The organism is uncultured Moraxella sp. (assembly GCF_945873075.1).
Taxonomy (GTDB): Bacteria; Pseudomonadota; Gammaproteobacteria; order Pseudomonadales; family Moraxellaceae; genus Moraxella.
Genome location: NZ_CAMCBS010000056.1, coordinates 1 through 3,811 on the forward strand (window position 1 = coordinate 1; position 3,811 = coordinate 3,811).

4 protein-coding genes are annotated in these 3,811 nt (G+C 47.1%); all 4 read right to left on the reverse strand.

The features are described from left to right. On the reverse strand, positions 1–334 hold a 334-nt coding region (locus tag Q0N89_RS09755), incomplete at its 3' end, for a TIGR00730 family Rossman fold protein (RefSeq protein WP_294035898.1). 129 nt (positions 335–463) lie between these two features. Next, positions 464–1,612 (reverse strand): protein translocase subunit SecF, encoded by a 1,149-nt coding sequence (gene secF, locus Q0N89_RS09760; protein WP_294035900.1) that lies wholly within the window; start codon positions 1,610–1,612, stop codon positions 464–466. 9 nt (positions 1,613–1,621) lie between these two features. Beyond that, positions 1,622–3,499 (reverse strand): protein translocase subunit SecD, encoded by a 1,878-nt coding sequence (gene secD, locus Q0N89_RS09765; protein WP_294035902.1) that lies wholly within the window; start codon positions 3,497–3,499, stop codon positions 1,622–1,624. 100 nt (positions 3,500–3,599) lie between these two features. Continuing rightward, the coding region (yajC, locus tag Q0N89_RS09770) for a preprotein translocase subunit YajC (RefSeq protein WP_294035904.1) at positions 3,600–3,811 on the reverse strand (212 nt) is incomplete at its 5' end.

Below are 3,811 nucleotides of genomic sequence, written 5' to 3' on the forward strand. Positions count from 1 at the left end.
CAATCCCACCTGCCAATGCAATGAACGCATCACCCAGCTCAATCATCTTATTCTTACGACTTGCCATATCAGGCGTAACAATCAGCTCATTTAGTCCCAAATGTGCCACTTCTTTATCTTTTAAAAAGCTTGGAATCACGCCAATCGCCTGACCGCCAGCTGCCAAGATGCTATCGGCAATCGTCCCCATCAAGCCCACCTTGCCGCCGCCATAGACAAGAGTGGTATTGCGTGCAGCAAACGCTTGTCCGAGTGATTTGGCAGCGTGATAATAATCTGGTACATCGCCAAAATTTGAGCCACAATACACGACCACTTTATTCATTTGATTCATCTTACCCCCAAATAAATCTTGATAACAGAAATTTTAAAAATAATAACCTTGATGATAGCGGATTTTGGATATCAGCACAACAAAAAAAATGCGCCCAACACATTGAGCGCATTTATAGGGATTGGCAAATCAGTCTTTGCTGTTTTGAAGGTCAGGGTCGGCAAATACCACTACTTCTTCTTCAAATTCTGGCTTGACCTTGACCACAAAGTCTTCACGAGATAGACCCATCATCAAAGGAATCGCACTTGCAATATAAATCGATGAATAAGTACCTGCGATCAGACCAATAAGTAGGGCAAATGAGAACCAGTACAGGCCATCACCACCAAGGAATAGCATGGCAATAACTACCACAAAGACAGTACCGCTGGTCATGATGGTACGGCGAAGTGTCTCGGTCAATGACAAGTCCACCACTTGATAAGGCGTCAAGCCACGCACACGGCGGAAGTTCTCACGGATGCGGTCATAAACGACGATGGTATCGTTCACCGAATAACCAATCAGCGCAAGTACCGCAGCCAAAACTGTCAAGTCAAATGGCAAGCCAAAAATCGCAAAAATACCGACGACGACGATGGCATCATGAAATAGTGATAGCATCGCACCCATCGCAAGCTTGAACTGAAAGCGAATCGATATGTATACAAGCATCATCAGCAAAGACACCGCCACAGCAATCAGCGAGTTCACATAGATCTCATTACCTACTTGGCTACCGATGATATTGATATTGGCAACAGTCGCTAGGTTGTTCGGCAAATCAAGCGCCTTATCAAGGACGGCGGTTAGCCCTTCGGCATTGCCATCTTGGGGTGGTAAGCGAATCAGCAGCTCTTGGTTGGTGCCAAGATATTGCACGACTGCATCATTAAAGCCATTTTTGGCGAGTGCATCGACGACTTGCGCCTGCTCAACTGACTGTTCATATTTGACATCAGCAGAAACACCGCCTGTGAAATCAAGACCGAAATTCAGCCCCTTGACCACGATCGCTACGATACTTGCAATCACCATGATGATGGAAATCAGCAGCATCGGTTTTTCGATTTTTAGAAATGGAATGATACGCTGATTGGCGATCAGCTTGATGCCACCTGCTTTTTCGGCTGCTTCATCGGTTTGTTCAGCGATGATGGCTTGGTTTGCCAAAGCATTTTGGTTGGCAGCGGCATTTGAGCCTTTACCATCACGGCGTGGGCCTGTGCGACGGCGACGCACTGCATCGCCTGACGCTTGAGTGGTTGGGTCAATTGGGTTATTTTCATTACTCATTTTAGACTCCTAACCAATGCTTAGTTTTGTTAAGTTTTTGCGATGACCGTACCATAGGTGGATAATCGCACGAGTCACCACAATCGCTGTAAATAGCGATGTAATGTTACCAATCGCAAGCGTCACCGCAAAGCCCTTGATTGGGCCTGTGCCGATGGCAAATAGAATAAATGCGATCAATAGCGTGGTGATGTTGGCATCGACAATTGAGCTAAAGGCACGGTCAAAACCTGCATTGATGGCGTTTTTGGCACGCACGCCATTGGCAAGCTCTTCACGAATACGCTCAAAAATCAACACATTGGCATCGACCGCCATACCGATGGTCAAGACGATACCGGCAATACCAGGCAAGGTCAATGATGAGCCAATGACTGACATGATGGCGACCATCATGATGACGTTGAACGCTAGAGCGATATTGGCAATCACACCAAAGGCACGATAGAAAATCACCATCCAAAGAAATACAAGCAGGTAGCCGATTTGTGTTGATAACAGACCTTTGTCAATATTATCCTGACCCAGTGATGGACCGATGGTGCGTTCTTCAACAAAGTACATCGGCGCAGCCAAAGCACCCGAGCGAAGTAGCAAGGCAAGTTCGCTAGCTTCTGCATCACTGTCTAGACCATTGATCACAAATGATGAACCAAGCACCGCTTGAATCGTCGCACGGTTGATCACGCGAGATTCGGTATAAGGGGTGCGGACTTCTTTTTGTTCGCCTGTGGTTGGGTCGGTTTCATAGCTGACTTTTTGTTTATGCTCGATAAATAGCACTGCCATTTGCTTGCCAACGGCAGTACGAGTAGCATTTTGCATCAGCTTACCACCAGCGGTATCTAGCGTGATGGCGACTTGTGGAAGACCTTTATCATCTAAGCCTGGCTGCGCACCTTGGACACGCTCACCAGTGATGATAGCTTGACGGTCAAGTAAAATAGGCGGACCATCAATCGCCCCAAATGGGAACGCTTCGGTACCTGCCGGTGGAATACCGCCTGCATAGCTGTCCGCCTGCTCGCTCACCATACGAAACTCTAGGTTTGCTGTACGGCCAAGTACACGCTTGGCTTCAGCGGTGTCTTGGACGCCTGGTAGCTCAACGACGATGCGGTTAGCGCCTTGGGTTTGAACCAATGCTTCAGCCACGCCCAGTTCATTGATACGGTTACGTAAAGTGGTCAAGTTTTGGCTCACTGCGTATTCACGAATCTCGTTGAGCTTAGCTTCGGTATAAGTCATCTCAAGCGCTGCGCCATCGGCTGACATCACAGGGCGTAGTGCAAAATCCATACCCATCGCATTTTGAATGACACTTTGTGCATTGTTGCGATCATCGCTATTGGCAAAAGTCAGCACCATGCCATTATTGGTGGTTTTTAAGCTTGCCACTGGAATCTGCTTACTACGCAGTGTACGGCGTACTTCTTGAGTGGCGGTCGCTAGGCGCTGTTCAAGCGCCTTTGCCATGTCTACTTCAAGCACGAAGCGAACGCCACCACGCAAGTCAAGACCAAGTTTCATTGGTTTTGCGCCAAGATTTTTTAGCCATTCGGGGGTGGTTTGGGCAAGGTTTAGCGCCACAACATAATTATCGCCCAAATCACGACGCAGAACTTCTTGTGCTTTTAGCTGATCTTCAGGGGTTTTTAGGCGAAGTAGGGCGCTATTATTCTCAAAACTGCCGCCATGATACTCAAGACCTGCGCCAGTCAGTGCATTTTGGGCTTCGGTCAGTACATTTTCGGTCAGTTCGGTGCCAGCAGTCGCCCCTGTAATTTGTACAGCAGGCTCATCTGGGTATAAATTTGGCAATGCTAAGATGCTACAAACGGCAAGCACCACAGCAATGAGTATATATTTCCAAGCAGGGTAGTGCATAGGGTAATCTTATAGATAGTGTAAGCTTTTGGCTTACGAAACGAAAAACAAACAATGCCTGCGAAAAAAAAGATTTTACAGACATTGGCAAAAGAAGTGATTAGATATTATCAACAGTACCAGCAGGCAATACCATCAGCACGCTTGCTTTTTGTACTTTTACTTCGCTTGTGCCTAGGCTGATGACTGCATAGTCACCTTCGACTTTTTTGATTTTACCAATCAAGCCACCAGCGAATACAACTTCGTTGCCTGCTGCCAAGCCATCAACCATTGCTTTGTGTTGCTTATTGCGCTTTGATTGTGGACGGA